General features: G+C 30.8%; 6 protein-coding genes and 1 pseudogene. 1 reads left to right on the plus strand and 6 read right to left on the minus strand.

The window, feature by feature from the left end; genetic code table 11:
• The 6 genes and pseudogenes from BUB63_RS12325 to BUB63_RS12355 all read right to left on the minus strand — a co-directional run.
• Positions 1-943: IS256 family transposase (locus tag BUB63_RS12325; RefSeq protein WP_073250200.1), on the minus strand; the 943-nt coding region annotated here is incomplete at its 3' end.
• 172 nt (positions 944-1,115) lie between these two features.
• The gene (locus tag BUB63_RS12330) at positions 1,116-2,435 is read right to left on the minus strand and encodes a 6-phospho-beta-glucosidase (RefSeq protein ID WP_073250203.1); all 1,320 of its coding nucleotides are present in this window, start codon (positions 2,433-2,435) and stop codon (positions 1,116-1,118) included.
• A gap of 497 nt (positions 2,436-2,932) precedes the next feature.
• Positions 2,933-4,341: pseudogene (ltrA, locus tag BUB63_RS12335) on the minus strand (group II intron reverse transcriptase/maturase).
• Positions 4,342-4,800: 459 nt separating this feature from the next.
• On the minus strand, positions 4,801-5,190 hold the full coding sequence (locus BUB63_RS12345) for a bacteriohemerythrin (RefSeq protein ID WP_073250205.1): 390 nt from the start codon (positions 5,188-5,190) through the stop codon (positions 4,801-4,803).
• Between the two features lie 61 nt (positions 5,191-5,251).
• Entirely contained in the window at positions 5,252-6,094 is an 843-nt protein-coding gene (locus BUB63_RS12350) for a homocysteine S-methyltransferase family protein (RefSeq protein ID WP_073250208.1), read from the minus strand.
• A 3-nt stretch (positions 6,095-6,097) separates the two neighbouring features.
• Positions 6,098-7,378: a phosphatase PAP2 family protein gene (locus BUB63_RS12355; protein WP_143290291.1), complete on the minus strand. Its 1,281-nt coding sequence runs from the start codon at positions 7,376-7,378 to the stop codon at positions 6,098-6,100.
• Between the two features lie 323 nt (positions 7,379-7,701).
• Here BUB63_RS12355 and BUB63_RS13490 point away from each other — a divergent pair.
• The coding region (locus BUB63_RS13490; protein ID WP_200790191.1) for a transposase at positions 7,702-7,859 on the plus strand (158 nt) is incomplete at its 3' end.

A 7,859-nucleotide genomic window follows, 5' to 3' on the forward strand; every position in this document is an offset into this window, starting at 1 on the left:
CCCAGCTTTTAATAGCATAGGGATATTGACCTTGCCATTTGCTTTTTAATTTTTCAAATTCTTCTCTTGCTATTTCTTCATTAGGTGCTTGATATACAGCTTTAAAATCCTTACTAAATTCCTTTAAATGTTTATACGAAACATATTTAAAACAGTTTCTTAATTGATGAATAACACATCTTTGAATTTCTGAATTTGGGAAAGCTGCTTGAATAGCTTCTTTAATACCAGCTAAACCATCCACTGAAAATATCAATACATCTTCTACTCCTCTATTTTTAAGTTCATTTAAAACACCAAGCCAAAATCTAGAACTTTCATTTTCACCTATCCATATACCTAAAATTTCTTTATTACCTTCAACAGTTACACCTAAAACAACGTAAGCAGCTCTATTAATTATGTGTCCATCAGTTCTAACTTTATAATGTATAGCGTCCATGAATACAAAAGGATATATTTTTTCTAGAGGTCTTGACTGCCAACTTTTAATTTCAGGAACTATTCTTTCAGTTATCTTACTAACCATTTCAGCAGAAACATCTATACCATATATTTCTTTAATTTGGTCATGAATGTCTCTTGTAGACATACCCCTCGCATAAAGAGCAATGACTTTTTCCTCTATTCCAGAAATATCTCTTTTGTACTTTGGTACAATTTGGGGCTCAAATTCCCCATTTCTATCACGTGGAATATCAATTTCCATTTCTCCGAATTGAGTTTTAACAGTCTTTTGAGTATATCCATTTCTTGAGTTAGAATTATTTTTATCTGTTTTTTCATATTTTTCATAACCAAGACTTGATGAGAGCTCCGCTTCAAGCATTTCTTGTAGGGTTTCTTTAAAAAGTTCTTTTAATGACGCGTATAAGTCATTTACAAATTGAATATTATTTTGGTTAATAAAAGCTTTTAATTGTTCTTTTGTTAGCAATGACATTTTAAAAACCTCCTTCTTGGTTTATATTCTAATTCTTACCAAGAAAGAGGCTTTTAATCAATTTACACAAAATTATTTACAGTCTCATATATTAATTTATTTTTATTTTAAATACATTTCATAACCGTTTTATCAATCTTTTAATATTTATTTTCTTATTACCTATAGCTTTTTAATTATATACTTTAAATTGTGGTAAATAATCTATATTTTCTTTAATAATATCATCTAATATTTTTTTAGCCACTTCAGCACTCGTTACCAATGGATGCATTGTTAATGCCTGGAGAGCTTTGTTGTAATCTCCTTTTATAGCTGCTTCAATTGTTAATTCTTCATATGCTTTTATCACTTGTAATAAACCTCGAATTTGCACTTCTACATGACCTGTATTTAGTGGAATTGCTCCTTGCTTTGTTATAACACAACTGGTTTCAATTGCAACATCATCTGGTAAATCTGCTATAGCTCCATTATTTCTTGTGTTAACAGTCATTATTATACGCTTATCATTATATATTGAGTTAATTAACTCACATGCAGCATCCGAATAATATTGTCCTCCTCTTTGCTCTAATTGTTTTGGCTTTTCTGCAAGATTTGGATCCTTATATATTTCAAATAGTTCTTTTTCTACTTTCTTAACTATTTCTCCTCTTGTTCCTATCGTCTTTGCGGATTCTATTTCTTCCTGAAGCATTTTATAAGTTAAATAATAATACCTATGATAAGGGCATGGTAGCATATTTAAATCTTTTATTTGTTCTTTTATCCATCCCATTTCTGCTATATTTCTTGTCGTAAATTTCATCCCATTTACAATCTTTTCTACTACTTGTGAAGTTACATCTTTGCCTTGATAATAAATTTTTCTTCCCCATACTAAATGGTTTAAACCTGCAAAATGAACAAAAACTTCATCCTTACTTTTTGCTCCCACAGCTTCAGCAGCAACCATGTGCATTAATACAGGCACATTACAAAGTCCAATTACCTTTATATTGGTATGTTTCAAAACTGTTTCCGTAATGATTCCAGAAGGATTTGTAAAATTAATTAACCAAGCATCCGGACAAATCTTTTCCATATCCTTGCATATATCTAATATTACTGGAATAGTTCTTAATGCTTTTGCAAATCCTCCTGCTCCTGTAGTTTCTTGTCCAATGCAATTATATCTTAAAGGAATTTTTTCATCTCGAATTCTTGCATCCATCAGACCTACACGAAACTGTGTAACTACAAAATCTGAACCTTTTAAAGCATCTTTTCTATCTAATGTTAAATTAACAGTACAATCTATTTGTGCTTTTTTAACCATTCGTTTTGCCAAATTCCCTACTATTTCTAATTTTTCTTTTCCTTCTTCTATATCTACAAGCCATATCTCTTTTACAGGTAAAGTATCATGTCTTTTTATAAACCCTTCAATTATTTCAGGTGTATAACTCGAACCTCCACCAATAATAGTTATTTTTAAATCTTTTTTCATATGATTTTTACCTCCCATTTATTTTTATATAACTTAATTATTTACTATTAAATCCATTAAGTATAAAGATTTATTAACTGTTATTAATTAGATACTAACAAAGTGAGTAATTTTATATTTTTGTTATTCCTATTTACATAATTACTCAATAACTAAATAAGAGTATCCATCACATTCTCTATATGTATAAGTCTGTACGTCATCAGAATTATTTATCTTTGTTTATTAGTACTTACATATTTCCACTACCCCCTAATCAATTATTCCATCTTTTATTTTGCAAATAGTATGCCAAACAATAAATCAACTAATAATTCAAGCTTTCTTCATATTTTATTTATTGTGTTTTTAAAAAAAATAATAGTGTTTCAATTATTATATTTAGTGTTTAATTTTTATTTATGTATAATTTTAAAAATCGAGTAGGAGCTGAATAATTATTTTATTCAGCGTCCTCTCACACCACCGTACGTACCGGTCTGGTATACGGCGGTTCGTTAGTTTACATGCATCTTAGAATACTGTGAGATTAGGCTCTTATAGTCTAATTGATTGAAATATTCGTTAGTTAGAGTTGTTGATAGGATGTGACTATTTGCTATATGCCAGTATCCTTTTCGGGTATTGGCATATATTTTTGCAAAATAAGGCCTCATTCCTAACTTTATCAGATTCCTTATCCTTGTTCTGACCTTTTTCCATAGTTTCCACTCACACATTCTTAATCTTCTTCTTATCCATTGGTCTAATTCTTCCATGTGTTTCTTCGCTTTTGCAAGTGAAAAGTAGTTTACCCATCCAATGATTATCGGATTGAGTTTATTAATTCTTTCCTCTGTACTTAAAGGATTTCTTCGACTCGTTATTTCCCTTATTTTGTTCTTGAACTTCTTTATGCTTTCTTCTGCTATTCTTATTTGAGATTTACCTCTCGTTAAATAGAATGAAAATCCAAGAAATTTCCTTTTCCATGGTCTATCAACTGCACTTTTGTTCTTATTTACTTTTAGTTTAAGGACTTTTTCAATATATTCAGTTATGTTCTCTCTGACTCTTTTAGCTGCTCTTTCACTTTTAACAAATATATTACAGTCATCTACATATCTGCAGAATTTATGTCCTCTTCTTTCTAATTCTTTATCCAAGTCGTCAAGGATTATATTTGCTAAAAGTGGACTTAATGGCCCTCCTTGTGGTGTTCCTTCTTCATTCTTTACTTTTATTCCATTTAACATAACTCCAGATGTTAGATAGGCTCTTATTAATTTTAAAACCCTCTTATCTTTAACTTTTCTTGCTACACGGCTCATCAAAATATCGTGGTTTACTTTGTCAAAGAATTTTTCAAGGTCTAAGTCTACGACCCATCTATATCCTTCATTTATGTATTCATTTGCTTTCTTTACTGCATCTTTTGCACTTCTGTTTGGTCTGAAACCATAACTATTATTAGAAAAACCTTTATCAAATATTAGTGTTAATTCTTAGGCTATCGCCTGTTGTATTAATCTATCAAGTACAGTTGGTATACCAAGTAGTCGAATTCCTCCATTAGGCTTTGGAATCTCCACTCTTCTAACTGGTTGCGGTTTATATTCCCCTTGTAGTATTGCTAATTTTTTTCTGGCCACTCTTGTATTAGAAAGTTCCGAAGTTCATCGGTTGTCATTCCATCTACTCCATGGCTACCTTTATTAGCAACTACTCTCTTATATGCTCTTTGCATATTTTCTCTTGAGAGTATTCTTTCCAAGGTTCCGTATTCTTGTGCACTGGTTTCTCTTTCTGGGACTGCCGGAGATACTCTATGCACTTCTTGTTTACCTTCGTATTCCACACTATTATCAACAAGATAGCCTGTATATTCAGTTTTCTGCAATCTTTGAATATCTCTCGAAGTCTTCAAAATTCAAAACCTCAAAGCGTAAGTCCTTCCCACGATAACGCGTATTTCGTAGTACTATGACGTCTGCTGACTTCTAACAGTTCAGCTACCCATCACTGAGTAGGTTACCATTAGGAAACTTCATTCCTTTAATGGTGTATCTGTTAGACCTCCCCGGGTAAGAGCGACCGCCTTCATCCCATGTACTCGCCACATTTACTGCATGAAGTTCGGGTAGTGTTGGACTTTGTTTTGTTATGCAAACTCGTCCGCCTCAAGTCAGCCTCATATGTGATTCTTGTTCATCGAGTCGGGACTTTGCCTCCGGCTTCCTTCAGATTCCACCTCACGATGGACACCCTTGCCATTGGCTAATGGTTCCCACTACCAAGCCCATAGCGGACTTTCACCGCCAAGCTGTCGACCATGCCGGACACACATAAAAGAAGGGATAATAGAAAATTACTATTATCCCTTCTTTTATTTTACTATTTCTTTATCCTTTTCTAATATATGCTTTACCAACCAATCAACTATGAAATTTAATATCTCAAGTAAATACTTATCCTGTTCAATATCAACTTTATTTAAATCAATTGATTTTATTTTATCTATAAACTGCATATGTTCTATCTTGTGTAGAAAATAACCTTCATAGCCTATTTGCTTCATATATTCTTCTTCTGAAGCAAAATGATATACCGTATAATCTTCAAGTTCCTTTAATATTTCTACTATTTTATCAAACTTATCAATATATAAATCATTTTTTAATACTTCATAAGCTTGATTTGCAATCTCAACTAAGTGCTTATGCTGATTGTCTATATGTTCAATCCCCATTGAATATTCTTCTTTCCACGTTATCATAGTCATCCTCCTATCCTAAAATGAATAAGTAATTTCCATATAATTTTATAGTTTCACTTTGTTAACTTATAATATCCCTTATCCTATCAATATAACTTGGTGTTGTTCCACAGCAGCCTCCAACAACCTTAACTCCTATATTAATCATTGATAAAATATGTTTTGCAAACTCATCTTCATCAACATCATATACCAAATCTCCATCTATTTGCTTTGGAATTCCTGCATTGGGTTTTACAAGAACAGGTATGTTTGTACTTTTTAATATTTCCTGGGCTATATTTAGCATATCAAAGGGGCCTGTTGAGCAATTTGCACCAACTGCCACAACCCTATGTTTTTCAACTGTTTTTATCATATCATAAAGAGTATAACCTAAAAAAGTACTTCCCTCTTTGTTAAATGTCATTGAAGCAAAAACAGGTATATTGAATTCGTCCATTGCACTTAATGCAACATCTAATTCTTCAATATCATACATAGTTTCAAGAATTATAAAATCCACACCTTCTTCTTTACCTATCTTAATTTGCTCTCTATAAATTTCAAAGGCCTCTTCTTTCCTTATAGGTCCTTTAGGCTCAATAAGTTTTCCTATTGGCCCAATATCTTGTGCAACAAGTACATTTTTGCTTACACTTCTTGCTATTTCTATCCCTCTTTTTATTACATCTTTAAAGTCAAATCCACACTCATCCATACTTAACCTATTTGAACGAAATGTATTTGTTAATACTGCATCACATCCTACATCAACATACTCACTGTGTATTTTTTTTATAAGTTCAGCTTCTGTAATATTTAGTATGTCTGGTATTAAATCTTTTTTTCTCTTATATCTTTGAACCATTGTACCCATTGCACCATCTAAAAGCATAACCTTGTTATTATTAAATGGAAACATATTTTACCTCACCTTTGTTAAAACATTTTTATAGATTAATATACTTGTTGTTGAATATATTACTGCAACTGCCCAGCCTGCTAAAACATCTGTAAAGTAGTGTACCCCAAGATATATACGGCTTATACCTATGATAAGTGCTAAAATTACAACTATCCACTTTATAAAGTTATTTTTAAATTCCATTTCGTTTAGATAATACACAAAAACAAGGGCAAAGGTTAAAGAAACCATAGCGTGGCCACTTGGATAGCTGTATCCCTTTGCTTCAATTAGCCTGTATATTAAATCTGGTCTTGGCCTTTTAAAAAGTAGCTTCAAAATCTCATTAAAAATCCATACTAATGTTATGTTTAATGCGAAAAATGGTGCAAATTTTTTATTCTTATTCTTTATCATAAGTAAAATGGATAAAACAGTAAATGCAATTATAAATTGATAGTCTCCAAGTATAGTTACTGCTTTAAACACTGTATTTAAAGCAGTATTTCTGATTGATAATACTAATTGGAGAATATATATATCAAAGGTATAATTCTTATGAATAAAATTCTCCTCTGTAAGTTCCCAGAACACAAATAGAGAGAAGATAGATAATATTATTGATGTATATACATAAAAGGCTGTTTGGTCCACAATTCTATATTTTTTGTGGAAACTATTTAATCTTGCATATATCTCTTTCTTATATACAGCAAAATTCAGTTTTAACAAGTTCTTCTTCTTTAAATATCTAAATAACGTATAGAATAAAATTAATAAAAGAGCAACTCCTATTGTTATGTATTCAAAGTAGTTTGTTATAAAATACTTTGCACTATCTCCCATATAGAAAATTAATATTGCTTCAAGGAAAAATCTCATTCCTCTGCCTATTAAAGAGGCAGTAACAAATGTAAAAAAGTTTATATTAAAAACCCCTGCTGCAATTGTAAATATTTTATATGGTATTGGTGTAAAGCCTGCAATTACTATAGACCAGCCTCCATATTTATCAAAATAATATCCAACTTGTTTAATCTTATCATCTTTAAAAAACTTCCTCAATAATGGTTTTCCAAGCCTTTTTCCTATGTAATACCCAAAAATACCTCCTGCAACGGAAGACAATGTTGTTGATAATGCATATAAAAAGGACATATTTTTGTCCATTAAACACATAGGAATCAATATAACATCTGGCGGTATTGGGAAAAACGAAGACTCTGCAAAGGATAAAACAATTAAACCAAGTATTCCATAGGATTGAAATATGTTTATTAAATGTTGTAGTATCTGCTGCATATCCAACCTCCGTGCCACCCAAGTGAAATGTGATATTATCCATTTTGTTCCACATACAAATTTACATCTTATGCAATATTATAATTTATAAATCCCTCTTTTGGAATAAAAAATTTTATTTTTCCCAAACTTTTACTATATGATACAACATTTAACCTGAATTATTCATGGAATTTATTTAAAAGAGTTCTATAGCCCATATTAACTTAATTTTTTACTAAACTGCATTTCACTTAAAAAGTGAAATAAAAACATGAAAAAGAGGGCCCAAATTTGTTATAATATAGTTGCTAAACAAATACCAAACAAAGGGAGGGTTCTCAATGTTTAGTTTATATGATATTTGTTTAGAAAGCAATAGTAAAATACGATTAAATTTTGATGGTGGTGACTTATCTTCTGATACAGGATTGTTATTGCTTAAAGAATTTACTCATAAAATTGGCTTCGAAAATGTAATAAAAAGTTTATTTAAAACAAA

Source organism: Caloramator proteoclasticus DSM 10124 (genome assembly GCF_900129265.1).
Lineage (GTDB): Bacteria > Bacillota > Clostridia > Clostridiales > Caloramatoraceae > Thermobrachium > Thermobrachium proteoclasticum.